This is a genomic window from Streptomyces sp. CB02959 (assembly GCF_002803155.1).
In the GTDB taxonomy this organism is placed as follows: domain Bacteria; phylum Actinomycetota; class Actinomycetes; order Streptomycetales; family Streptomycetaceae; genus Streptomyces.
Genome location: NZ_NNBP01000004.1, coordinates 168,456 through 193,350 on the forward strand (window position 1 = coordinate 168,456; position 24,895 = coordinate 193,350).

Genomic DNA, 24,895 nt, shown 5'->3' on the forward strand with positions numbered 1-24,895 from the left:
CTCTCCCTCGGGTTCTCCGGTGCGGTGCCCGCACAGGGTAGGCACGGCACCGGGCGGGCCGCCGCTCCCCGATCATTTCGCGCCAACCCTCCGGGCTTTCCCGGAACGGCGCCCTCCCCCGCGCCCCCGATTCCTGGGGACTTTCTCGTGTCGCGAGAAAACTCCGGCGCAATTACCACCCATTGCGCCCTTTTGGTGTGGGTCTACCCGGCGGTATAGGGCGGGTGGCTCCCACACATCCCTCACTCCCCGCCGGCTACCAGAAGTGATCGACGCCGCCTACCATCCGGACGTGTGTCCGCCGTTGACCAGAGGCGACGGCCGCGTCCTCAGGGGCAGAGCACGGCGTGCGAGGCTGCAGTGCCGGCCCGTCCCGCCCGGTACCCCGGGCGGGGAGTGGCGGAGGACGGGGTCCGGGCTGCGGCAGGGCGGGCACGGCCTGAGGGGGAATCATGATGGGGAAATCGGGGGGCGGCAGGCCGGCGTTCGCGCCGGCCTGCCGGGACCTACAACGGGCTCTGCCTCTTCCGCCGGCACCTCTGCGCATCCTGCGAACCGCGTCTGCTTCCCTGCCGTCGCTGACGGCGCGGGTCACCGCCGCCACCGACGCCGTCATCGCCGCCGCGCGCCGCCACTCCCGGCCGTATGCCGCCCCGCCCTTTCTGGAGACGGCCGGGCCGCGCCGGGGATTCGCGCGCCACCGCCGAGAAGGGGACCGCCCATGAACGCGTCGAGCAGAACGAGCAGCGCCGAGCTCCAGTTCACACACCCGTACCTCGCCGTGGTGCTCGGCGGCGGGTTCACCGGCATGCTCGCCGCCGCGGCGCTGTCCGCGTACGCCGACGTCATCGTGGTGGAGCGGGAGCGGCTGCCGCGGACCCCCGCGCTGCCCACCGACCTTCCGCAGCCCCGGCACGCCCATCTGCTGGCGGCGGACGGCGCCCGGGTCGTCGAGGGCCTGCTGCCCGGCACCGTCGAACGGTGGCTGGCGGAGGGCGCGCGCCGGCTCGCGGTGCCGTCGGAGCCCACCGGTCTGCTGCTGCCCGGCCGGCCGGTCCGCCGGGCCCGCACCCGGCAGGTGTTCGCCTGCTCCCGCGATCTGCTCGACCGGGTCGTCCGCGAGCAGGTGCCGGCGCTCGCCGGGGTGACGGTCCTCGACGGCACGGAGGCGGAGCGGTTGACCGGCACCGCCGAGCACGTCACCGGAGTGTGGGTCAGGGGCACCACCAGCGGTGAAACGTACCGCCTGGACGCCGATCTCGTGGTCGACGCCACCGGCCGCTCCTCCACCACCCCGGACCGGCTGTCGGGGCTGGGGCTGCCCGCCGTCCCGGAGGACGTCCGGGACTCGGGAATCGTCTGCGCCACCCGCATCTTCCGCGCCCCGGCCGGATACGAGAACTGCCGGGTGCTCACCGCCCGTTCGGCCCGCCGCCCCGTCGGCGGGGCCCCGGCATCCGGATCCCGGCTCCCGGCCGCCCGGACGGCGACGCTGGTCCCGATCGAGGGCGGGCGCTGGCTGGTGACCCTCACCGGCGGCGGCAGCGACGCCGAGCGGCCGTCCGAACGCGCCGATCACTTCGTGCCGTTCGCCCGTCGGATCCACGCGGCCATCGGTGACCTCATCGCCGACGTCGAGCCGCTGAGCGAGGTGCGGCTGACCCGCGACACCGCCAGTCGCCGCCACCGTTACGAGCAACTGCCCGGCTGGCCCACCGGGTTCCTCGCCCTCGGCGGCGCGGTGGCCTCGGTCAACCCGGACTGCGGCCAGGGGCTGTCCCTCGCCGCCCACGGCGCCGCCGCGCTCCGCGAGGCGCTGCGGCGGTACGGCCTGGACGACCCCGCGCTGGCCCGCCGGGTGCAGCGCACCGTCGGCGGTCTCGTCGAGGCACCGTGGGCACTGGCCACCGGCGAGGAGTTCCCGGTCCCCTCGCGCCCGGGCGCGTCCCGGCCGTCCCTGGCCACCCGCTTCGTACGCGGCGCCGTGAGCAGCGTGCTCGCCCCGGCCGCCGGCCTGCCCCCGGTCTGCCGCGGCTACGTCGATGTGGTCACGCCCACCGCCCCCGCGGCCTGCCCGCCGCCGGCACCGGACCAGCAGCCGGCACCCGCCGCCGCATCGTCCGCGGTGCGGTCACCGGGCTCCGACGCACCGGACGAGCCGTCCGCGCTGCCGTCCCTGTGCGCCTCCTCGGCCGCCACCGCATTGACCGCGGCGCCGCCCCCGGCCACGCCGAGCGCCGCCGGCCCCGAGCGGGCGCCCCGCCGGCTGCCCCGCTCCCTGGGCTTCGGCCCCGCGTCGCTGCGGTTTCGGCGGTTCAACGGCGGCCGGCGCAAGCCCGACGGCGTCTGAGGCCCGGCCCTGGCCCCGGTGCGGCGTCGGCCCTGAACTACGGTGGGCCCCAGGGACACGTTCGATCACCGGTGACAGGCTGCCGCCGATCGTCACCATCAGGGGGTTGCGGAGAAGGGTGATGCGCGCTAAGAGCACTCTGCCCGCGAACCGCGAACCGCGAACCGCGAACCGCGAACCGCGAACCGCGAACCGCGAACCGCGAACCGCGAACCGGGGATGGGGGATGGGGCGGGGGCGGAGATGGCGGCATCGAGGAGTGTGCGTCCAGGGGCGCGGCTGATCCCAGCCACGGACTGCTGCCTCCGCTGCGGGTGCCCGTGGGTGAGGATCCCGAGCGCTGGCGGACGTTCCCCGGCGCGCGGTTGGTCGTCGCCGTCGCCCGCACCGTCACCTCGACCGTCCGGGTCCTCGATGTCCTGCGCCCGGTGCTGCGCGACGACCCGCGGGTCCACCTGGTCTTCGCCTTCGACCCCACCTCGGCGTTCAACGACGGCGTGCACGCGCTGCTCCGCTCGGTCGGCGCCCGGGTGCTGCCCTGGCACCAGTTCGCCCGGGTCAGCCCCGACCTGATCATCACGGCGACCGAGAACGCCGATCTCACCGCTGCGCACCACACCTGCCCGGTGCTGGTACTGCCGCACGGCGTCGGCTTCCACAAGGTCGTCCCCGACTCCCGCAGCGATCGCGACCGGCTGGCCGGCGTCGTCCCGGACGCACTGCTGCACAGTGGCCGCGCCTGGCTCGCGATCTCCCACCCCGACCAGGCGGCCCAACTCGCCGCCGCCCATCCCGCCACCGCCGGCCGCACCCTGCTCGTCGGCGATCCCTGCCATGACGCCCTCCTCGACGGGCGGGCCCTGCGCACCACGTACCGCACGGCGCTCGGCATCGCCGACGGGCGACGACTGATCATGCTCAGCTCGACCTGGCGCGACCACTCGGTCCTGGGCCGCGACCCCGCCCTACCGGCCCGGCTGCTCGCCGAACTCCCCCTGGACGACTACGCCGTCGCCCTGGTCACCCACCCCAACATCACCTCCGCCCACGGCAGTTACGTCCTCCGATCGCACCTCGACTCCGCACATGACGCCGGGCTGCTGACCATTCCGCCGACCGCAGGCTGGCAGGCCACCCTGCTCGCCGCCGACCTGCTGATCGGTGACCACGGTTCGGTCACCTTCTACGGCGCGGCACTCGGCACACCCCTGCTGCTCGGCGCGTTCGGCGACGACGAGGCCGTCGACGGAACCCCCATGGCGGAGCTGGGCCGGATCGCCCCGCGGCTGCGACCCGACGCAGCGCTGCGGCCGCAGATCGAGCGCGTGCTCGGCCTGGGGCGGGTGCCCGGCGACGACACCCTGGAACGGCTGCGGAAGGTCGGCGAGAGCGCCTTCGCCGCCCCCGGCCGCGCCCTGGAACTCCTGCGCACCGCCGTCTACGACCTGCTGCGCCTACCCGAGCCGGCGGACGGCTCGCCACCTCCACGCCGGGCCCCGGAGCCGCCCGTTCCGCAGGACCGCCCTGAACCCGTCACGGCCTGTTACGTCCACACCTCCCTCTCCGAGGACTCTGGCGACTCCTGGGGCTTTGGGGACTCCCGGGACTCTGGTGATTCCTCGAACTCTGGTGACTCCTGCGGCTTTGGCTACTCCTGGGGCTCTGGTGACTCCTGGAATCCTGGCTACTCCGGTGGGCTCGGTGACTCCGAGAGGCCCGGTGGCTTCGGGGGATCCGGTGGCTTCGGCAGTTTCGAGGAGACCGGCTGTCCCCGGATATCCGTCGAACGCACCCCGGCGGCCGTGGCCGCCTTCTCACCCGCGCCCGTGCCGCTCACATCCGATTCATCCGTGTCACCCGTCCCATCCATCTCACCTGTCCCATCCACCACATCCGGCTCGGCCATGGCGCGGGGCGATGGTCCCGACGGCCCGTACCGCCATCTGTCCTGTGCCGACGACGAGGGGGACCGGCGGTGGCCGGAGAGCGCGTCCGTCCTGGTCCGCCGGGCCCCGGCCGGCACCACCGTGGCTGCCGATCGGTGGATCGAGGACACCCTCGCCCGCTATCCCGGCTGTCTGCTCGCCGCCGCGACCGTCACCGGCCGAGGCTGCCGGGTCGGTCTGCGCGACGGGCGGACGGTCGAGGTGTCCGCCACCGGCCCGAAGTGCGACGCCACCGTCCTGGCCGCTGTCGTCTACGCCTGCCTGCGCGCCCGACGCCCGCCGACGGGCTTCGTCACCCTCGTACTGGGCGACCGTAGCGAGGACGCGGTGCTCCGCCTCACCCGACGGGCGAGCCGGCCGCGCTCCCCGGGCTGACGTATCCGCATGCGGGGACCGCCGCGCCCCGGCGCCCCGGCACCCCGGCACCCCGGCACCCCGGCACCCCGGCACCCCGGCACCCCGGCACCCCGGCACCCCGCGACGGTCCGCTGCCGGGTGGGGCCGCACCAGCCCCGCCCGGCCACGCACTGCCTACGCTCCCCCGGCCGCCGCACCGTCCGCGCCGTCCGAACCGTCCACGGCATTCGAACCGCTCGCACCACTCGAACCGTCCGCGGCACCCGTCAGTCTGCGGCGCAGCTCCACGGCTCGCGGGCCGCCGCCCGCCTCGTATATCTCCAGGGCCCGCGTCAGATGGCGCCGCCACCGCTCGTGGTCACCGCGCTCCTCGGCAAGCTCTGCCAGCGTCTCGCACACCTGCGCCTCATAGTGGACAGCGCCGCGCTCGCGCAGCATGGCCACGGCTTCCTCCAGGGCGGCCACGGCCTCCGCCCCCTGCCCGAGCTCGCGGAGTACGCCCCCGATGGCGGCCAGCGCGCGGGCGCCCATCCGCTGGTCGTCGATGGCCATGAACCCGTCGTAGGCGTCCTCCAGAGTGGCCCGTGCCTCCTCGGTGCGGCCGACGGCGTGCTGCGCACAGCCCATGAAGTAGCGGCCGATGGCGATACCGCGCTCGTCGCCCGCGGCACGGTAGAAGACCATCGCCTCCTCGTAGGTCGTCACGGCGCGGGCCGGATCGCAGCGGTCCCAGTAGCGGCCGTGGAACTCGCGGACGGAGGCGCGCAGCAGGGTGTGGCCGGACTCGTCGGCCCGGGCGACGGCGGTCTCCAGTTCCCGGCGGGCGCGGCGCAACTCGTCGCGGTCCATCAGCGGGCGGGACAGCAGTGTGCGCAACCGGGCCTCGGCGGCGGGGTTGCCGTCCGCCGCGGCGTGCCGGGCGCCCAAGTCCCCGCTTCTGACCCAGTCGTTGAGATATCTGCGGTTGAGGAAGAGCGCGGTCATCGCCTCGGCGAGCTCCCACACCCGCCGGTGCCATCCGTGGTCGGCGGCGGTCTGCTGGGCGGACAGCAGCTCGCCGCGCCAGGCGTCGAGCCAGTCCAACGCCTCCTGCCGACCGGCGAAGGCGGTGGCTCGGTCCGCCTCGCCCAACCGGTCGGTGTACGACCCGATGCGCATCCGGCGGCCCATGACGGCGAGATCGGCCTGGGCGGCGCGGGTGAGCAGGTGGTCGACGATCCGGGCCACGGCTGCCGTGCGCTCGGCCTCGTCGTCCTCCTGGACGGCCAGCTCGCGGGCGTGCAGCCGCACCAGGTCGTGGAACCCGTAACGCCCGTCGGGGGTCACCGCGACCAGGCTCGCGGTCTCCAGGACGTCGAGTTGCTCGGCAGCCCGGTCCGCAGTCGTCCCGGCTGCCGCGGCTGCCGACCCGGCGTCCCAGTGGCGGCCGGGATGCAGGCCCAGCAGCCGGTAGAGCCGGGCGGCCGGCGCAGGCAGTCCCGCGTAGGCCACTCCGAAGACAGCGGACACCGTGCGCTCCCCTCCCCGACGCAGGGCGTCCAGCCGGCGTCGGTCGTCGGCCAATTCATCGGCCAGTGCGGCGACCGGCAAACGCGGATGCATCACCAGTCGTGCGGCGGCGACGTGCAGGGCCACCGGCAGTCCGCCGCAGCTCGCCACGATCCGCTCGGCCGTGCCCTCGCCGCCCGCGGCGATCCGCTCCTCCCCGCACAGCCGGCGGAGCAGTTGCAGCCCGTGCTCCGCCGACAGCGGCTCCAGCGGCATCAGGCGGGCGCCGTCGTCGAGCAGTTCCCCGAGCATCGATTGGCTGGTCGCCAGGACGACGCTGCCGGGGGCGCCCGGGACCAGTGCCCGCACCTGGGCCGGCTCGGTCACGTCGTCGAGCACCATCAGCACCCGTTTGTCCGCCGTCATGGTGCGCAGCAGTCCGGTCAACTCGCCCAGGGTGTCGGGGAGATAGCGGTCCTCGACGCCGAGCGCCCGCAGGCAGCGGCTCACCCCGGCGGAGACGTCGCCGCCGGCCTGCGCCCGCAGCTCGGCGAAGTCGATGTAGAACTCGCCGCCGGGGAACCGGCCGCGCTCCTCCTGCGCCCATCTCCGTACGGTCGCGCTCTTGCCCACCCCCGGCAGGCCGCTGAGCACCGCGAGGCCGCCGCCGTCCCCCACCCAGCCGTCGATCTCGGCCAGCACCGGCTCGCGGTTGACGAACTGCGCCGCCCCGGCCGGCACCTGCCGTGGCACCGGCAGCTCCGGTCGCGGCAGCTCGAACCGCACATCGCCCTCGATCACCCCGGCCTGGACCACCAGTCCGTGCGCCGTCCCGCTGAATTCGTTCCGGACGCGCTCGGCGTCCGCCTCGTCGTTCCTCACGCCGGCTCCCCCCGTCGGTCGATTCCGTCCACGAAAAACGCTACTTGACGCCACTGACAACGCGGCGCGGCGGTCGGCCGGATGGTCACCTCCCACTCCACCACACGGTCACATCCGGTCAACAGCAGCGAAATTCGGTCGCTGGTCGACATTGACTCGATCACAGTGGTGGCGGAGCACCGACCGGCACCGCCGACCGGAAGCACCACAACACCGAGCCGGCAACGGCGACAGCAACAGCAACAGCAACAGCAACAGCAACAGCAACAGCAACAGCAACAGCAAGAAGAAACGGGGGACGGCGTGTCGACGCTGCGCGTCACGGTCGAGGAACTGACGGTCCATGAGCATCCCAACGCCGATGCGCTGGAACTCGCCCAGGTGGGCCTGTATCGGGCGGTGGTCGCCAAGGGCGCCTATCGGACGGGGGACTTCGCCGTCTACATACCGGAGCAGGCCGTCCTCCCGGAGGGGCTGATAGCCGAGCTGGGCCTGACAGGCAAGCTGGCCGGTGCGGCCGCCAACCGGGTCAAGACGATCCGGCTGCGCGGCGAGTTGTCGCAGGGCATCGTCTGCCGTCCGCGGGCGCTGGCCGGGGTGGTCGATCTGGCCGGCGCGCACAAGGACGGCACGGATTTCGCGGTGGAACTCGGGATCGTGAAGTGGGTTCCCCCGGTGCCGATTTCGATGAGCGGGGAGGTCGAGCCGGCACCCGACCTGCTGCCGTGGATCGACGTCGAGAACCTGAAGCGGTACCCGGCGGCGTTCCCCGAGGGCGAGCCGGTGGCCGTCACCGAGAAGGTGCACGGCACCGCCTGCTGCCTGACCTACCACGCCGGCGAGGGCCGGGTGCAGGTGACGTCCAAGGGGCTGGGAACGCAGCGGCTGGCGCTCGTCGAGGATCCCGGGAACCTGTACTGGCGGGCGGTACGCGGGCACGGCCTCCCCCAGGTCGCCGCGGAGCTGGCCGGGGAGTTGGGGGCGTCGCGGGTCGGGATCTACGGAGAGGTGTACGGCGACGGGGTCCAGGACCTCGGGTACGGCGCGGACAGCCGGCGCGGAGTGCCCGGCTACGCGGTCTTCGACGTCGCGGTGGAGACCGGCGGCGAGGTGCGGTGGCTGGATCCGCAGGAGCTGACGAGCGTGCTGGACGGGCGGCTGCCCGTGGTGCCGACGCTGTTCAGCGGTCCGTACGAGGCGCGGCGGGTGATGGCGCTGGCCGAGGGCCGCGAGACGCTGTCCGGGCGGGCGGCGCACCTCCGGGAGGGGGTGGTGATCCGTCCGCTGACCGACCGCCACAGCCCGGAACTCGGCGGGCGGGCCATCGCCAAGGTGGTCAGCGGCGCCTACCTGACCCGTAAGGGCGGCACGGAGTACGAGTGACCGGACGGCGCCCCGGGCCGCGCCGACCTGACGGTGCGGCCCGGATCAGCCGCCTCCGCTCGTGGCGCTCTCCCGGGACGCCGCCTGGTGCCCCAGGAGGCGCCGGGCGAGGGCGAGCGCGGCCTGCGGGGCGCGGGTGGGGCCGGGGGCCGCGGTGCGGTGGCTGGGGAGCCGTTCGACGGTGGCGGCGCCGGTGCCGGACTCCAGGGAGGGGGCATAGCCCGCGGCACGCAGGGCGTCCAGGGTGACGGCCGGCGGGCGGGCGCTGACCAGAACGGTCGGGGCGATGGCACGCAGCGCGAGTTCGCGCAGCGCGTGGTGGGCGGCGAGTTCGGCGACCAGGGCTTGGTCGTCGGAGCGGATGCAGCAGGCGGCGGGCACGACCCGCATCCGGCCGTGGGTGCGTGCGGTGTCCTGGAGGAGGTAGCCGAGGGGCTGCGGCAGGGCACCGGTGGCCGAGGCGGCGGTCAGCGCGGCGCGGAGGGTGTCGGCGGTGTGGCCGGAGTCCAGCGCACGGCGGACCGAGCCGGGGGTGAAGCGCCAGGTCACGGCGTGGCCCTCGGACTCCCGGTCGGCGGCGGAGGCGAGGAGTCCGGCGAGCGCGGTGGCCGGGCGGCCGGGCACTACGGCGGTCAGATCGGCCTGGAAATGGGCCTGTTCGACGGGTGGCGGCAGCAGGTCGCGGAGCGGCTCGTCGAGGTCCGTCGGGTCGGTGAGCAGGGCCCGGCCGAGGGGGGTGAGGGTGCCGTGGGCGGTGAGTCCGAGGTAGGCCGCCTCGTGGAGGGTGTGGGCGGCGCGTTCCTCGGCCATCGGCTGCTCGGTGACGGCCAGCGGACGGTGCCAGTCCGCCGTCCGGAGCAGACGCCGGAAGGGCCCGAGGGCTTCCGTGTCCGCCGGCGAGTCGGGGAGCGGCAGGGGCGGGGGCGTCGAGCCGGCGCCCGGTGGGACGTCGGCCAGGGAGGCGAGGAGGGCGTGCCGGAGGGCGGGGGCGTGCCGGTCGTGGCCGCGTACCAGGGCGGTCGGCGTCTCGCCGAACGGGGTGTGGGTGGGGACGTCCCAGAGGGCGTGCCACGCGGCCAGTACGGGAGCGAGGCGGGCGCCGGGCGGGCGGCTGAGCCAGTCGTCGTAGGCATGGGTGGGCAACGCCGTGATCCCCGACGGGCTGCGGGTCAGCGCGATCAGGCCGGCGGCCAGCGCCAGATCGAGCAGGAGCCGGGTGTGCGCTTCCGTGGTGCCGGCCGCCTTGGCCAGGCGCTTGAGCTCCCGGACGGTCAGTCCGCCTGATTTGCGGAGCGTGGCGGGCTCGGTGGCCAGGGCCGCAAGCAGGCGCTCCACGGTGGTGGCCAGGTGCGCCGCGGCGGCCCGGGATTCGTCGTACGGCGAGGTCCGCGGGGCGGGCACGGCAGGGGCACCGGACCGGTCGCCGTGGCGTACTGCGCCCTCGGGGACGGGCTCCGGGGCGTGCGGCGCGAACGAGCCGAAGTCGTGGGCGGCGAGCAGTTGCGGAGCGCGCGGCGGGACGACGACGGCGCCGCCCTCGGTGACTGCGGCGAGGCCGTCGGCACACAGCGCGTCCAGGGCGGCTTCGGCGGCGGTCCGGGCGGGTCCGGGAGCGGTGGCACCGAGCGCGGCGTGGACGTCCTCGGGCGGCACCGGTTCGCTGGCCAGCTGCGGGAAGGACAGCCGGTGGGCCATCAGGGACTGGTAGTCGGCGCCCGCGGCCGGGGCGGCGGGCGCGGCCGCGTGCCGGGCGGCCCGTTCCTGGCTGATGCGGGCGGTGGCGGCGAGCACCTGCAATCGGGGGTGATCGAGGTGCAGCACCACGTGGTGGAGGGTTTCGTACGACCACAACGCGCTCGCCAGGCCGCGGAGTTCGGTGGGTGCGGGCCGGCGGGCGAGCGGCTCGGCGTGGCGGGTGAGGAGTGCGGCGAGCTGTTCGGGGGTGCGCTGCGCGAGGGAGCGGGTGAGTGCGTCGAGACCTTCCACGACGTCGAGGTTAGTCATCGTGCCAACAAGGTCGTCAGGGCACCCACGGGGTCCGGGGCCGCGGGGCCGGTGGGCCACCAGTCGTCGGTGCCGGGCTCGGATTCGTACGGGTACCAGCGGTGGTCGCGGCCGAAGCGCAACTGGATGCCCCGGGCGGAGTCGGTGAGGTGATTCCGGTGCGGGCGGAGCGCCGGCAGGCCGGCGGCCAGCAAGGCGCTGCGGGCCCGGTCGAAGTCGCCGGCCGGGGGATTCCAGGCGTCTCCCAGGAGGGCGAGCCCTTCGGGACCGCCCTGCCGCCAGGCGGCGACGGAACGTGCGATGTCGGCGGAGGTGCGGCCGGTCGCCGCCGCGATGTCGCGGTAGAGCGCACGGGTGGTGGCGGTCAGACCCGCCGTGGGATGGGCGGTCGCGACCAGGCGGATGGCGTCCTCCCACGGGGGCAATGCCGCGAACGGGCCGGGGCCGGCCGGGCCGGCGTCCCCCGTGGCGCCGGCGGCGGACAGATGGGCGTGGGCACGGGCGGCGGCGTCGGTGGCAACGAGTTCGAGGGTGGCGGCCTCGAACGGCAGCCCGTCGGCGTCCGGGAGCGTCTGCGGTCGACCGGGCCGCGGCGGCACCACCGCCGGTGGCGGAAGCGGCGGCCGGGGCCGGTCGGCGAGGGCCTCCCGCGCGAGGACGCCCCGGGCCGAGGCCGCCACGGGCGCGGTCTCCCCACCCCGCTCAGCAGCCGACCGCGGCCGGACCGCGCCGGGCGGTGCGGAACGGTCCGCAGCTCCGGACGCTGAGGTGGAGGTGGCAGTGGAGGTGGACGGGGCGGCCGAGGTGGAGATGGCGGCGGAGGTGGTGCCGTACGCAGCGGTTGCGCCAGCCCCGGACACGGCGGCATCACCGGTTCCGGACTCGGAGGACGGCCCGTCTCCCGGCAGGGACTCAGGCACCGCGGAAGCCTCGGATACCGAAGCGGAGACGGACTCGGACGCCGAGACCGAGGCCGACGCCGACGCCGACGCCGAGGCGGACGCGGACGCGGATACGGACGCGGACCCACCGCTCCCCGGCGCCGTGGCGGACACGACCGCGACCCGCCCCCGACTTTCCCGTGCACCGTGGCCGGCGTTGCGGCGCGCGAGCTCGTCGAGGAGCTCCCGCTCGCCCCGCCCACGGATCAGCAGCAGGACGAAGGGGTCCGCGTCGAGCAGCCGGGCCACCTGGAAGCAGAGCGCGGCGGCATGCTTGCAGGGCCGGCCGCTGTCCGGGCAGGAACACCGGGGCACCAACTCACCGGGCCCCGGAAGGAGACCCGCCTCCCCCTCGGCCAGCGCACGGGGCAGCTTCTTGGCCAACAGCTCCGTGAGCCGGTCGGGCTGGGAGGCGACATCCTCCAGGAGGGATTCCCACTCCTGCTCGGTGAGCGTTCTGACGCGCAGCTCGGCGCTGTACGGGCGGGGCCGGCTGCCCCGTACGGTGGCGATCACCCGGCCCGGTGTGATGTTGATCGTGTCGACGTGGCCGTCGCGGGCGTAGGCCCGGCCGCGGTCGAGGCGGGCACCGTCGAGAGCGCTGCTCTCCAGCGCTTCCAGCCACGCGCCGCCCCACCAGGATTCCGCACGCGCCCCGTCCGTGGCGTCCTGGCCCGGCAGCGGCGGGAACGTACGCGAACGGTCGGCGCGGACCAGCCGGTCCGCCGCGACGGCGCGCCCCGAGAGTGGCATACGGCGCCGGTGTCCGGGGCTCATCCGGCCCTCCTCAGGGAGACGAGGTCGGCGAGTTCGGCGTCGGTCAGTTCGGTGAGCGCGCTTTCGCCACCGGAGAGCACCGCGTCGGCGAGCGCCCTTTTGGCGGCGAGGAGTTGGGCGATGTTGTCCTCCACGGTGCCCTCGGTGATCAGCCGGTGGACCTGGACGGGCTGGGTCTGGCCGATGCGGTAGGCGCGGTCGGTGGCCTGCTCCTCCACCGCGGGGTTCCACCAACGGTCGTAGTGGATGACATGTCCGGCGCGAGTGAGGTTCAGCCCGGTGCCGGCCGCCTTCAAGGACAGCAGGAAGACCGGTGTCCGGCCCGACTGGAAGCGGTCGACCATCTTCTCCCGTTCGGCCACCGGGGTGCCGCCGTGCAGGAGTTGGCTGGGGATGCCCCGACCCGCGAGATGGCGTTCGAGCAGCCGCGCCATTCCGACATACTGCGTGAAGACCAGAGTGGCGCCGCCCTCCGCCAGGATGGTGGCCAGGAGTTCGTCGAGCAGTTCGAGCTTCCCGGAGCGCGCGGCGAGTCCCGGGGCGGTCTCCTTGAGGTACTGCGCGGGATGGTTGCAGATCTGCTTCAGGGCGGTGAGCAGCTTCATCACCAGGCCGCGCCGCGCCATGCCCTCGGCGCCCTCGATCCTCGCGAGGGTCTCGCGCACCACGGCCTGGTACAGCGCGGCCTGTTCGCGTCCGAGCGGAACCGGGTGGTCCGTCTCGGTCTTGGGCGGGAGTTCGGGCGCGATCCCCGGGTCGGACTTCTTGCGGCGCAGGATGAACGGGCGTACCAGTCTGGCCAGCCGTTCCGCCGCCCGTGGGTCCTCGCCGCCCTCGACCTCCCGGGCGTGCAGCGCACGGAACGTCTTGAGCGGGCCGAGGAGCCCTGGGGTCGTCCAGTCCAGCAGCGCCCACAGCTCGGACAGGTTGTTCTCGACGGGTGTGCCGGTGAGGGCGATGCGCGCCGGGGCGTTGATGCCGCGCAGCGCCCGGGCCGTCGAGGACCGCGGATTCTTCACGTGCTGCGCCTCGTCGGCGACGACCCACGCCCAGGTGCGTCCGGCGAGTGCGGCGGCGCTGCTGCGCATCGTCCCGTAGGTCGTCAGCACGAAGCCGCTGTGCACGCCGTCGAGGCTGCGGCCCGCCCCGTGGAAGCGGTGCACGGGCGTGCCGGGGGCGAAGCGTTCGATCTCGCGCTGCCAGTTGCCGAGCAGGGAGGTGGGGCAGACGACGAGGACGGGGGCGGTGGGCCGCCGGTGGAGGTGGAGCGCGATGACGGTGATGGTCTTGCCCAGGCCCATGTCGTCGGCCAGGCAGCCGCCCAGCCCGATGGAGACAATGGTGTCGAGCCATGCCATGCCGCGCAGTTGGTAGTCGCGCAGGGTCGCGCGGAGGCCGGGCGGCTGGGGCAGCGGGCGTGCCCGGGTGGTGAGCCGGCCGCGCAGGGCGGCGAGCGCGCCCAGGGGCACCACCTCGACCTCTTCGCCGTCCACCTCCGTGCTGCCGTCGAGCGTCGCGGCGAGCGCCCGGGCCGGGTCCAGATAGCCCAGTTCGCGTTTGCGCGCCTTACGGACCAGTGCGGGATCGATCAGGACCCACTGGTCGCGCAGTCGGACCACCGGGCGATGCGCCTCGGCAAGGATGTCCATCTCCGCCTCGCTGAGCGGTACGCCGTCCATGGCCACCTGCCAGCGGAACTGCGCCAGTGCGCCGGCGTCGAAGAAGCCGAAGCCGTCCGCCGCCGACCCCGGCGCGGGGCGCAGCACCGTCGTCGCGGTCAGGCCGCGGCTCAGCTCCTTGGGCCAGTGGACGGCCACCCCGGCGGCGCCGAGGCGCGGCGCGGCCTCCCCCAGCAGCTCGGACAACTCGTCCTCGCTGAGCGGGAGTACGTCGGGGACGGGGCGCTCCAGGAGACGGTCGAGCGGGGGCCAGACACGGGCGGCCCGGCGCAGCGCGAGGAGCGTATCGGCGTGGGACCGCGGGCCGAAGGCGTCGGGCGCCTCGCCCTCCCACAGCTGGCGCGCGTCCACCATCAGGGTGGGGTCGGTGAGGCTGTGGACCTGGAGGACTGCCGCCGCCGCTCGGCGTTCCTCGGCACCGGCGTGCGCCGCCGGCCCTCCCCCGGCCTCGCTCTCCGGGCCCCCGTCCGTCGTCGCGCCGTCTCCCTCTCCCGCCGTGTCGAAGAGCTGGTGCGGGGCGAGGTCGAGACGGAGCGAGAGCCGCACACCGGCGTCGACACCGGCCGCGACCTCGGCCGCCCACTCCCGGGCGGCCGGGAGGTACTGCGGCGCCGTCGCGGCGAACGGGGCACCGGCCACCAGCGCCGCGGCCGGGGTGCGCGGCAGGGTGTCGACGACGGCGTCCACGAACTGCCGTACCAGGCCGAACGGATCGGGCAACTGGAGAGGCCGGCTGCCGGGGAGCGGTGCGGCGTACGCCTCGCCGGGCATGGCGGCGGCGATGGCCCGTAGATGGGCGACGTCGTCCGGGTCGAGCGGACCGGCCCGCCAGGCGTCGGTGTCGTCGCCGGTCAGGCCGGGCAGGAGTCTGCCGCGGGCGGCCAGGTGCAGGGCGTGCAGGGTGGCCGCGCCCCAGCAGGCCGCGGCCGGGTGGGCGTCCGGCGCGCGCCGGGCCCGGACCAGAACCGGAACGGCCTCGGTCAGGGTGAGCACCAGCGCGGGCACCGTACGGCTGCGTGCCCCGTTGCCGTGGCGCCGGGCCACGGCGAGCCGTGTGACCACACCTCCCGGCTCCCCCTCGCCCCCGGCCGCGGCGTCGGGGAGCGGCCCGCCGTCCGGCCGCCAGAAGGCCACCGTCCCGGCGCGCGGCGTGGGAGCGGGCAGGAAGACCGCGGCGCACCCCTCGACGGCCGCGATCAGGTCGCCGACTCCGCCGTCGACCGTCTCAGCCACCCCGGGCGCCCTCTCGGCAGGGGTGACCGACGGCCGGGGCGCCCCTCTCGACGCCTCCTGCCACCTCGCCATGCCATCCCCTGCCGTCGGGTCCTTCCACGCCGGTAACGGCGCGCGCCGGGCCCGTCGCGCCCGGATACCTTCTGCTGCTCCCCCGACCTGCGAGTCTACGGTCGTCGCCATGTCGTCCTCCCCCGTCGTTCTGCGGCGGCCACGACGCGCTCAAGCGGTCGCGGCGCACTCCTCGGTCGACTGCCCCACTCCCCTCCCTTCCGCGCCATCCGCCACGGCCTTCCGCGCCGCTTCCGCCGTCTCGGCTCTGCGTGATGTCGAGGAAAGCAGACACCACTGACAATCCACCCGCGCACAGCCGCCCGCGGAGCCCGCACACTGCACCGCTGCCCCCACCCGCATCCGCAAGCCCCCTCCCGACCAGCGCAGATCCACCCGCACAACGCCTCGCGAACAACGCGGAAAATGCCCCGGCGAAGTTATCCACAGGCCGAGCGCACCTCACCCACCCGCACACCAAAGCGATTACAGTCAGTAATCGAATCGCGGCACGGTGGCTCGCTGCGACGCACCACTCACCGTGCATCACGCCACCGGAGCGACAGTTCCGACCCCATCGAGGAGCACCCATGCGCATCCCGACCCCCGAACAGACCGCCGCCGCCGAGGCCTTTCCGACCGGCGCCCATCTCGTGATCCAGGCCGGAGCCGGCACCGGCAAGACGACGACCCTGGCGATGCTGGCGCACACCGCACGGCGGCAGCGCCGCACCGGCCGCTACGTCGCGTTCAACCGCGCCGTCGCACGCCACGCCGCCCGGACCTTCCCCACCGAGGTGGCCTACGGAACCGCCCACGCCCTCGCGTACGCCGCGGTGGGCAGGCACTACCAAGCGCGGCTGAACGCCCCCCGCCAGGCAGGCTGGCGCATCGGTGCCGCCCTGGGGGTCGATGACGGCATGCGCTTACACATCGGCCCGCGCAAGGTCGACAACAAGGCCCTCTCGCACACCGTCCTGCGCACCGTCACCCGCTTCCGCCAATCCGCCGACAGGAAGATCGCCCACCACCACGTCCCGCCGCTGCGCGGAGCCGAATCCGAGCCGCTGCACGCCCAACTCTCCGGCCTCGTCCTGCCGTACGCCCGCAAAGCCTGGGCCGATCTGCGCCACCCCGACCACGGCGTGGTCCGCTTCGAGCACGGCCACTACCTCAAGATGTGGGCACTGGGCGACCCCGTCATCCCAGCGGACTTCCTCCTCCTCGACGAGGAGCAGGACACCGACCCGGTCGTCGAACAGGTCCTCACCGCGCAGCGCGATCACGCGCAGCTGGTCCTGGTCGGGGACTCCGCGCAGGCCGTCTACGGCCGGCGCGGCGCCCGCGATGTGATGACCGGCTTCGACGGCATCCACCTCAGCCTCTCCCGGTCCTTCCGCTTCGGCCCCGCCCTCGCGGCCGAGGCCAACCGCTGGCTGACGATCGTCAGCGCCCCCATCCGCCTCACGGGGTCGCCCCACCGGGAGACCGAGTTGTGCCGCCTCCCCACACCCGAGGCGATCCCGTGCCGGACGGACGTGGGCGCCATGGTCGAAGTGATACGTCAGCTGGAGGCAGACCGGCGGGTCGCGCTCGCCGGGGGCGGGGAGAGCCTGAGCGCCCTGGCCCGCGCCGCCCACGACCTCGCGTCGGGACGGCGCACCGCCCACCCCGAGCTGGTGCTCTTCGAGTCCTGGTCCGAGCTCCGCGGGTACGCGGAATTCGACCCGGCCGGCCGCGATCTGCTGCCCCTGGTGGAGCTCCTCGACGAACATGGCGCAGACGCCGTACTACGCGCCTTGGATCAGCTCTCCCCCGAGGAGTCCGCCGAGGTCACGGTGTCCACGGCGCACCGCGCCAAAGGCCGCGAGTGGTCGAGCGTACGCATCGCGGACGACTTCACCGGTCCCGATGATCTCGACGAGCACGACGAGGACGGCACCCCACTGCCCGGTCCGGTGGACCTCGACGAGGCATGCCCGGCCTATGTCGCGGTGACCCGCGCCCGGTCGCGGCTCGACATCGGCGGACTGTCATGGATCAACACCCACCCGGCCGGCGATCCGCGCCCCGGAACCAACGTCCCGGAGCCACGACGGCCCAGGAACCCACCCGCCACCACCCGGAAACCGGCAACGTGAGAGACCGCACGGTCCGGAACGGCACACCACGAGGAACACCCACGGGAAAGGAGGAACGCCACGGGAAAAGCGTCCGCCGGGACGGAGCAAACGGCACATGACGGACGTCTCGATCAGGAGGATGCTGGAGGTGGGAGATGGAGAGCGATGCGCTCGGGTGATGAACCTCTGCACGCACGCAGCCCGCTTCGAATGCGGTGCGGGTTGGCGCTGTGGGGGCTGCTGTGGGCCACCGCCGGCACCGTGGCCTTCGTGATGGCCGGCCGGCCGCAGTGGGCGGCCGCGTGCGCCGCCCTGGCCGCCGTGGCCGCCACCGATCTGGTCATGGTGATCCGGCACATCCACCAAGGGCCGCACTACCAACCCGGCAGGAACATCCCGCCCTACGAACCCGACCGGGGTCGCAACGAGATACGTGGGACTGCCGGGCGGCGGCGCGGCTTCAGACCGTAGCCACAGCCGCCACCCGACGGCGGACGACCGGTTCCTCAGCGGTGGTTACCCGGCGGCGTCATCCGGACCGACCGCGCGGCCCCCGTTGCCCCGGTCCGGCGCGAAGTCGGCGGCCTCGAGGAAGTCCGGGCGCGGTTCGAGGGCTGCGGCCAGGCGGAAGTGACGCAGCGCCTCGTCGGGACGGCTAGCGCGTTCCAGGGTGCGGCCGAGAGCGAAGTGGGCGAAGGAATTGTCCGGTTCGCGTTCCAGCACGATCTGGAACTGCAGCTCGGCGCGGCGGAGTTGGGCGGAGAGAAAGAAGGCACGGGCGCGCAGCAGTCGCGCCGCGGTGTTCTCGGGGTGTGCGGCGATGACCGAATCCAGCAGCTGGATCGCGCCGCGCGGATCGCGGGCGGACAGCAGTTGCTCCGCGGCACGGTAATCAATGACGTGTGTCTCGGGACTGCGCTCAGGCACGGGCCGTCTCCTCTCCGGGTGGCGTCGGGCAGGTCAGGAAGGACCATGCTCCGTACCGCGATCTGTGCGGTACAGCGACCACGTCGTCAACACACGGGTCTGTTGCCGCATTCCCGGTCCGGCGGGCTCGTCCCGCCGGGTGCCCCCGGCTACCGGTGGCGCGTCCCGCACCGACGTCAGCCCCTCACGCTGACGCCGATGCACCACCGCTAGAGGCTGATGTGGTACGCCTTGCGCAGCGTCTCGTGCACCGTCCATCGCGTCCGGTCACCCTCGCGCAGGACGCAGGCGTCGCCCGGCCCCACCTCCAGGACCTGGCCGCCCTCGACCTCGATGGTGGCGCGCCCGCTGACGACCACGAACAGTTCGTTCGCCTCGGTGTCCGTCACGACACCCGGTGTGATCTGCCAGATGCCCCGGATCTGGCGGCTGTCCGGCGACTCCCACAGCACCTTGCCGGTCACCACCGGGTCACCGGAGACGATCTGTTCGGGGTCGAGGGGCTCCGGCTCCAGATCGGCGTCCGCGAGTCCGGGGACATTCACCACGAATGATGCGGGGGCAGCACCGGCGGCGTCGGCGGCCGGGCCGGAGTCCCCGGCGGTGGTTCCGGGGCCGGTGGCAGGGGTCTGGGGATCAAGCTCGGTAGTTGTCATGGCGGTGAGGCTATCGTCCGGCCTCAGGCACCCCTCAGGCGCTCCCACACCTCGCGGACCTGGGGCTCCAGCGCCTCCAGCGGACCGTCGTTGTCGATCACCAGATCGGCCACGGCCAGCCGTTGCTCGCGGCTGGCCTGCGCCGCCATCCGCTGCGCCGCCTCGTCCTGCGACATGCCCCGCAGCCGCACCAGCCGGTCCAGTTGGGTCTGCGGTGCCGCGTCGACGACCACCACCAGGTCGTAGAGCGGCGCCAGGCCGTTCTCCGTCAGCAGCGGCACGTCGTGGACCACCACGGCGTCCGGCCCGGCCGACCCTTCGAGTTCAGCCGACCGCACCCCGACGAGCGGATGCACGATCGCATTGAGCGCCTTGAGCTTCTCCTGGTCGGAGAAGACCAGCGCGCCCAGCTTCGGCCGGTCCAGGGTGCCGTCCGGCGCGAGGACGTCCGCCCCGAATTCCTCGACCACCGCCGCGAGTCCGGGGGTCCCCGGCTCGACGACCTCGCGTGCGATCTTGTCCGCGTCCACGATCACCGCACCGTACGACGCCAGCAGTCGCGACACTTCACTCTTGCCGGCGCCGATCCCGCCGGTCAGCCCCACCTTCACCATGGCCCCACGCTATACGGCCCCTGCCGCGAAACGACGCCCGGGCGCCGCCCCGTACGCAACCGGAGCCACACCGCCCGAAGACGGCCCACCCGCAAACACCTCAGCCCGGAGTCCCACGGCGAGCCCCACCGGCCCGGGCGTGGGCCACCGGCACGGGACGAGAGGCGACCGGCTGCCCCCGTACAGCCCGCCAACCAGCCTTACTGGGGCGGCAGTTGGCAGCCGACATCCGGCCTTCCCCTCCAAGCCCCGCCCATCGTCCCGCCTCAGATCACGCCCCCGCCGCCCTCGGCCTCGCGCTCCGCCAGGAATTGTTCGAATTCGCGTCCGATCTCGTCCGCCGACGGGAGTTCCACCGGCTCGGCGACGAGATTGCCCCGGGTCTCCGCCCCGGCCACCGCGTCGTACTGGTGCTCAAGACCGCTGACCAGGGCGACCAGTTCCTCATCGCCCTCGGAGATCTGCCGCTCGATCTCCTCCTGCGTCCGCAGCGCCTCCGTGCGCAGCGCGTGCGCGGCGCTCGGCAACACCAGGCCGGTGGCGGCCGTCACCGCCTCCAGAGCGGTGAGCGCGGCGTCCGGGTACGCGGACCGGGCGATGTAGTGCGGCACGTGCGCCGCCACGCCCAGAACGTCGTGGCCCGCCTCGGCCAGCCGGAATTCGATGAGGGACTCGGCACTGCCGGGCACCTGGGCCTCGTCGAAGAAGCTGCTGTGCCCCGGCATCAGGTCGGTGCGGTTGCCGTGCGGCGTGAGACCCACGGGCCGGGTGTGCGGAACGCCCATCGGAATGCCGTGGAAGTTGACCGACAGCCGGACGCCGAGCCGCTCCACCATCTGCCGGACCGCCGCCGCGAACCGCTCCCACTCGACATCCGGTTCGGGCCCGGACAGCAGCAGGAACGGCGCACCGGTGGCGTCCTCGACCAGATGCAGTTCGATGCTCGGGGTCTCGTACGCGGTCCAGCGGTGCCGTTCGAAGGTGAGCAGCGGGCGGCGCGCCCGATAGTCGACCAGCCGGTCGTGGTCGAAGCGGGCCACGACCCGATGCGGCAGGCCGTCCAACAGCCTGTCCACGATCTGATCGCCGGTCTCACCGGCGTCGATGTAGCCGTCGAAGTGGTACAGCAGCACCAGACCGGCGGAATCCCTGGCAGTGATCGCCTCGACCGCCGCGAGCCCGCTCGGCTCCCATTCGTACAACCCCTGGGGATCCAACACAGTGACCGCTCCTCCTCATGTCCACAAGCAAGAACGTCCCGCACGGTCCCGGGCATTCCCGCCCCCGCTTTCCCGTCCCGGCTTTCCCGCCCGACGCCCCCGGTCCCACCCCCGGCCCCACCCTGGCCTGCCCCTGGCCACCCGGCCCGGCAGCGCACCGCCCCTCCTCCCCCTCCCGCAACCCCAGCATTCACGTCAATGAACCCCAAGGCCTCCCGGACCAGTTACCGCACCCCGCCACCAGACCGTCCATCGCACCTCAGCCCACCCCCGCGCGAACCCTTGACGCCGCTTGGTCCGTACCTCTACCTTCACCACCGCCCCAGCGATTCACATTCCCGCCCAACGTTCATATACGGAAAGGCAGTTGAATGCGCACCGGACCCCTCACCGCCCTCGCCGCCGCCGCACTCCTGGCCGCCACCACCACGCATGGCGCGCCCACCCCGGCCACCGCCACCGCCCCAGCGACGGCCTCCCCCGCCCGCGTGATCGACGTCTCGACCGCGCCACAGCTCAAGACCGCCCTCGCCGCCGCCCGCCCCGGCGACACCATCCAGCTCGCCGACGGCACCTACCGCGGCAACTTCTCGGCCTCCACGGCCGGCAGCGCCACCTCCCGCATCACCCTCACCGGTTCCCCCAAGGCCGTGCTCACCGCCGGCGGCGGCTACGGCCTCCACCTGGACGGGGCGTCCTACTGGACCCTGCGGGGCCTCACCGTCACCGGCGGCCAGAAGGGCATCGTGATGGACGCCGCGAACGGCGTCGTGATCGATACGGTCACCGTCCACGACCTGACCATGGAGGGCGTGCACTTCCGTACGTCCAGCAAGGACGGGATCATCCGGAACTCCACCATCCGCGACACCGGCAAGGACGGCCGGGGGATGGGCGAGGGCGTCTACGTGGGCAGCGCGGGCGGCACGGACGACAAGAGCGACAACGTCCAGATCCTGAACAACACGATCGGCCCGGGCGTCGGCGGCGAGAACGTCGACGTCAAGGAGGGCACGACCGGCACCAAGATCATCGGCAACACCTTCGACGGCAGCGGACTGACCGGCGCCCACTTCGACGACTCATGGGTCGACATCAAGGGCAACAAGGTCCTCGTCGAGAAGAACACCGGCGTCCACACCACGAACAACGGCTACGAGACCCACACCCAGCAGCCCGGCTGGGGCTGCGGCACGGTCTTCCGCGGCAACCGGTCCGACCTGAGCGGGGCGACCGGCGCGGGCCGTTACGGCTTCAACATCACCAACTACCAGGCAGACGACTGCCCGGTCGGCATCGCGGCCGACAACACGGTCACCGGCGGCCGCGGCACCGCCAACCCGGGAGTCCCGGTCGGCTGAGCCACACCCCGGCGAACGATCCAGCACCCGCCCCCGCTCACGCCCGGACCGATCCGCCGGCCACCGCCCCACGACACGACGAAGGCCCGCCCCCCTAAGGGAGCGGGCCTCACGTCTTCAGCTACCGCAACCGGCTAGCGCTGACGGTGGGAACCGTTCAGCTCTGGCCGCCGGCCAGCTTCTCGCGGAGCGCGGCGAGGGCCTCGTCCGACGCCAGGGCGCCGGAGTTGTCCGCCGACTCCGAGGAGTACGAGCCACCGGAGACGTTGCCGCCGCCGCCCTGGCCACCGGCCGCCGGAGCCGCCGCACCCTCGGCCGCAGCCTGCTCGTCGGCCTCGCGGGACTTGATGACCTGGGCCTGGTGCTGCTCGAAGCGCTGCTGAGCCTCGGCGTACTGGTTCTCCCAGGCCTCGCGCTGCGTCTCGTAGCCCTCGAGCCAGTCGTTGGTCTCGGGGTCGAAGCCCTCGGGGTAGATGTAGTTGCCCTGGTCGTCGTAGGACGCGGCCATGCCGTACAGGGTCGGGTCGAACTCGACCGCCGACGGGTCGGCACCGAAGGACTCGTTGGCCTGCTTCAGCGAGAGGCTGATGCGACGACGCTCGAGGTCGATGTCGATGACCTTGACGAAGATCTCGTCGTTGACCTGGACGACCTGCTCCGGGATCTCCACGTGGCGCTCGGCCAGCTCGGAGATGTGGACCAGACCCTCGATGCCCTCGTCCACGCGGACGAACGCACCGAACGGCACCAGCTTCGTGACCTTGCCGGGCACGACCTGGCCGATCTGGTGGGTGCGGGCGAACTGCTGCCACGGGTCTTCCTGGGTCGCCTTGAGCGACAGGGAGACGCGCTCGCGGTCCATGTCGACGTCCAGGACCTCGACCGTGACCTCCTGGCCGACCTCGACAACCTCGGACGGGTGGTCGATGTGCTTCCAGGACAGCTCGGAGACGTGGACGAGACCGTCGACGCCACCCAGGTCCACGAAGGCACCGAAGTTGACGATGGAGGAGACGACGCCGGAGCGCACCTGACCCTTCTGCAGGGTGGTGAGGAAGGTCTGACGGACCTCGCTCTGGGTCTGCTCCAGCCAGGCACGGCGGGACAGGACCACGTTGTTGCGGTTCTTGTCCAGCTCGATGATCTTGGCCTCGAGCTCCTTGCCCACGTAGGGCTGAAGGTCGCGGACACGGCGCATCTCGACCAGGGAGGCCGGGAGGAAGCCGCGGAGGCCGATGTCGAGGATGAGACCACCCTTGACGACCTCGATGACGGTACCGGTGACGATCCCGTCCTCTTCCTTGATCTTCTCGATGGTGCCCCAGGCACGCTCGTACTGGGCGCGCTTCTTCGAGAGGATCAGGCGGCCTTCCTTGTCCTCCTTCTGAAGGACAAGGGCCTCGATCTCGTCACCGACGGCGACGACCTCGTTGGGGTCGACGTCGTGCTTGATCGAGAGCTCACGGCTCGGGATGACGCCTTCGGTCTTGTAACCGATGTCGAGCAGGACCTCGTCCCGGTCGACCTTCACGATGACGCCGTCGACGATGTCGCCGTCGTTGAAGTACTTGATCGTCTCGTCGATCGCGGCGAGGAAAGCTTCCTCGTTACCGATGTCGTTGACCGCAACCTGCGGGGTGGTGGCGGTGGTCTCGGTGCTGCTCGTCATGTGGGAAAGGGCTCCGGTACGGACATTGAAGTCGTAGGTACTGCTACGCCGAGAGCCCGTATCGCCTCTGCATCAGACCGGACAGCGTCTAAGGCGCATCCTCCGGACGCCCGGCAAAAGCCGGATCAATCCGAAACGCCTCAAAACCGAGGGGACATTCATACAGATGCGAGCGCGGCCTGCTCCGTCCGAGGCGCGCAGGCCCGCAGCGCAACTTGTAGCATACGGGGGCAGCCGGGCAGGGTCAATGCGCGAAAGGCGCACACCTGGGACAGAAGGCCCCATAACCGGCACACGCGATGTTCCGCGAGGCCGTGCGGCCTCACAGTCCCCCGCTGCAACAAGCAGAGCGAAGACTACGACGACGGGCGCGATGAGCCAATACGCGAAGGACAGCGAACCGGAGGCGACTCGCCGTGATGCCTCGGACACCGAGAGCAGTCGGGCCAGTCGCGGCTGGTGGGACCGCAATGCGGACGAGTACCAGAGGGAGCACGGCGCCTTCCTCGGGGACGACCGGTTCGTCTGGGGCCCGGAGGGGCTCGACGAAGCGGATGCCGCGCTGCTGGGGCCGACCGCGGAGCTGAAGGGGCGGCGGATCCTGGAGATCGGGGCCGGGGCGGCGCAGTGCTCCCGCTGGCTGGCGGCCCAGGGAGCGCTTCCGGTGGCGCTGGACCTCTCCCATCGGCAGCTCCAGCACGCGCTGCGGATCGCCGGCGACGACGGTGACGGCCCGGTGGACCTGGTGGAGGCGGACGCGGGCGCGCTGCCGTTCCGCGACGGCAGCTTCGACCTGGCCTGCTCCGCCTACGGGGCGCTGCCGTTCGTCGCCGATCCGGTGCGGGTGCTGCGCGAGGTCCGGCGGGTGCTGCGGCCGGGCGGGCGGTTCGTCTTCTCGGTGACCCACCCGATCCGCTGGGCGTTCCCCGACGAGCCCGGGCCGGAGGGCCTGTCGGTGGGGGCCTCGTACTTCGACCGCACGCCGTACGTGGAGCAGGACGAGAACGGGCGGGCGGTGTACGTGGAGCACCACCGGACGCTGGGCGACCGGGTGCGGGACGTGGTGGCCGCCGGCTTCCGGCTGGTCGACCTCGTCGAACCGGAGTGGCCGGACTGGAACACCCAGGAGTGGGGCGGCTGGTCGCCGCTGCGCGGGCATCTGATTCCGGGGACGGCGATCTTCGTGTGCACGGCGGACGGGGCGTAACGACCCCTGGGCGGACCGTGCCGGGGC

Annotated in this window: 16 protein-coding genes; 7 read left to right on the plus strand and 9 right to left on the minus strand. The window is 73.1% G+C overall.

Going from position 1 to position 24,895, the window contains the following annotated elements:
- The first annotated feature begins 721 nt into the window (after positions 1–721).
- Complete coding sequence (locus CG747_RS08745; RefSeq protein WP_100601077.1) at positions 722–2,350, plus strand: NAD(P)/FAD-dependent oxidoreductase; 1,629 nt, start codon at positions 722–724, stop codon at positions 2,348–2,350.
- A gap of 320 nt (positions 2,351–2,670) precedes the next feature.
- The gene (locus tag CG747_RS49205) at positions 2,671–4,671 is read left to right on the plus strand and encodes a CDP-glycerol glycerophosphotransferase family protein (protein ID WP_257980289.1); all 2,001 of its coding nucleotides are present in this window, start codon (positions 2,671–2,673) and stop codon (positions 4,669–4,671) included.
- Between the two features lie 156 nt (positions 4,672–4,827).
- Here CG747_RS49205 and CG747_RS08765 read toward each other — a convergent pair whose 3' ends face one another.
- Entirely contained in the window at positions 4,828–7,023 is a 2,196-nt protein-coding gene (locus CG747_RS08765; RefSeq protein ID WP_257980290.1) for an NB-ARC domain-containing protein, read from the minus strand.
- Positions 7,024–7,326: 303 nt separating this feature from the next.
- Between CG747_RS08765 and CG747_RS08770 the strand changes: the two genes are divergently transcribed.
- Positions 7,327–8,406 carry an RNA ligase (ATP) gene (locus CG747_RS08770; RefSeq protein ID WP_100601078.1) on the plus strand — a complete coding sequence of 360 codons (1,080 nt, stop codon included), beginning with the start codon at positions 7,327–7,329 and terminating at the stop codon, positions 8,404–8,406.
- Between the two features lie 45 nt (positions 8,407–8,451).
- Here the strand turns inward: CG747_RS08770 and CG747_RS08775 are convergent, their stop codons facing one another.
- Genes CG747_RS08775 through CG747_RS08785 form a run of 3 tightly spaced genes read right to left on the minus strand, consistent with a single transcriptional unit; the run spans position 8,452 to position 15,112 of the window.
- Positions 8,452–10,392 (minus strand): helicase-associated domain-containing protein, encoded by a 1,941-nt coding sequence (locus CG747_RS08775; RefSeq protein ID WP_257980291.1) that lies wholly within the window; start codon positions 10,390–10,392, stop codon positions 8,452–8,454.
- 14 nt (positions 10,393–10,406) lie between these two features.
- Positions 10,407–12,128 carry an SWIM zinc finger family protein gene (locus CG747_RS08780; RefSeq protein WP_100601080.1) on the minus strand — a complete coding sequence of 574 codons (1,722 nt, stop codon included), beginning with the start codon at positions 12,126–12,128 and terminating at the stop codon, positions 10,407–10,409.
- Positions 12,125–15,112 carry a DEAD/DEAH box helicase gene (locus CG747_RS08785; RefSeq protein ID WP_100601081.1) on the minus strand — a complete coding sequence of 996 codons (2,988 nt, stop codon included), beginning with the start codon at positions 15,110–15,112 and terminating at the stop codon, positions 12,125–12,127. The genes CG747_RS08780 and CG747_RS08785 overlap by 4 nt, the downstream gene beginning before the upstream one ends.
- A 569-nt stretch (positions 15,113–15,681) precedes the next feature.
- Here CG747_RS08785 and CG747_RS08790 point away from each other — a divergent pair.
- Positions 15,682–17,232, plus strand: coding sequence for an AAA family ATPase (locus tag CG747_RS08790; protein ID WP_100601082.1), 1,551 nt, complete (start codon positions 15,682–15,684; stop codon positions 17,230–17,232).
- Between the two features lie 147 nt (positions 17,233–17,379).
- On the plus strand, positions 17,380–17,685 hold the full coding sequence (locus CG747_RS08795) for a DUF6343 family protein (RefSeq protein WP_100601083.1): 306 nt from the start codon (positions 17,380–17,382) through the stop codon (positions 17,683–17,685).
- A 45-nt stretch (positions 17,686–17,730) separates the two neighbouring features.
- On the opposite strand, the gene CG747_RS08800 is transcribed toward CG747_RS08795, so the two are convergent.
- The 4 genes from CG747_RS08800 to CG747_RS08815 all read right to left on the minus strand — a co-directional run bounded on the left by CG747_RS08800 (position 17,731) and on the right by CG747_RS08815 (position 20,631).
- Positions 17,731–18,141: a tetratricopeptide repeat protein gene (locus CG747_RS08800; protein WP_100601084.1), complete on the minus strand. Its 411-nt coding sequence runs from the start codon at positions 18,139–18,141 to the stop codon at positions 17,731–17,733.
- Between the two features lie 209 nt (positions 18,142–18,350).
- Complete coding sequence (locus CG747_RS08805; protein WP_257980292.1) at positions 18,351–18,797, minus strand: cupin domain-containing protein; 447 nt, start codon at positions 18,795–18,797, stop codon at positions 18,351–18,353.
- Between the two features lie 23 nt (positions 18,798–18,820).
- Entirely contained in the window at positions 18,821–19,411 is a 591-nt protein-coding gene (gene coaE, locus CG747_RS08810) for a dephospho-CoA kinase (RefSeq protein ID WP_100601085.1), read from the minus strand.
- Positions 19,412–19,677: 266 nt separating this feature from the next.
- Complete coding sequence (locus CG747_RS08815) at positions 19,678–20,631, minus strand: PAC2 family protein (protein WP_100601086.1); 954 nt, start codon at positions 20,629–20,631, stop codon at positions 19,678–19,680.
- Between the two features lie 371 nt (positions 20,632–21,002).
- On the opposite strand from CG747_RS08815, the gene CG747_RS08820 reads away from it, so the two are divergent.
- Positions 21,003–21,992 carry a right-handed parallel beta-helix repeat-containing protein gene (locus CG747_RS08820; protein ID WP_100601087.1) on the plus strand — a complete coding sequence of 330 codons (990 nt, stop codon included), beginning with the start codon at positions 21,003–21,005 and terminating at the stop codon, positions 21,990–21,992.
- 157 nt (positions 21,993–22,149) lie between these two features.
- Here CG747_RS08820 and rpsA read toward each other — a convergent pair whose 3' ends face one another.
- The gene (rpsA, locus tag CG747_RS08825) at positions 22,150–23,661 is read right to left on the minus strand and encodes a 30S ribosomal protein S1 (RefSeq protein WP_016575406.1); all 1,512 of its coding nucleotides are present in this window, start codon (positions 23,659–23,661) and stop codon (positions 22,150–22,152) included.
- A gap of 373 nt (positions 23,662–24,034) precedes the next feature.
- On the opposite strand from rpsA, the gene CG747_RS08830 reads away from it, so the two are divergent.
- Entirely contained in the window at positions 24,035–24,868 is an 834-nt protein-coding gene (locus CG747_RS08830) for a class I SAM-dependent methyltransferase (RefSeq protein WP_100601088.1), read from the plus strand.
- Positions 24,869–24,895: the final 27 nt, after the last annotated feature.